This window comes from Pseudoalteromonas sp. 19-MNA-CIBAN-0066 (genome assembly GCF_040308705.1).
In the GTDB taxonomy this organism is placed as follows: domain Bacteria; phylum Pseudomonadota; class Gammaproteobacteria; order Enterobacterales; family Alteromonadaceae; genus Pseudoalteromonas; species Pseudoalteromonas nigrifaciens.
Genome location: NZ_JBEONZ010000336.1, coordinates 1 through 249, shown reverse-complemented (window position 1 = coordinate 249; position 249 = coordinate 1). Strand labels below are relative to the sequence as shown.

At 36.5% G+C, this 249-nt stretch carries 1 protein-coding gene; it reads left to right on the top strand.

All coding sequences use genetic code 11. The features are described 5' to 3' along the window. On the top strand, window positions 1-249 hold a 249-nt coding region (locus AAEZ18_RS19335), incomplete at both ends, for a DNA adenine methylase (RefSeq protein ID WP_352256061.1).

The following is a 249-nucleotide window of genomic DNA, read 5'->3' as shown; positions in this document are numbered from 1 at the left end:
GCCTTACTTTCCTGAAAAAGAAATGTATTTTTTTGCTGAAAAAGCACAAAAAGCAACCTTCACCTGTTTAGATTACGATGATGTTTTTAAGTTAGTGCCTAACAATGCAGTTATTTATTGCGACCCACCTTATGTACCATTAAGTAAAACAGCTTCTTTTACGTCTTACGCTAAAGGGGGGTTTAATTTAGATGATCAGGCTAATTTGGCTAATCTGGCTGAGAAGGCTGCCTTTGAAAATGATACACC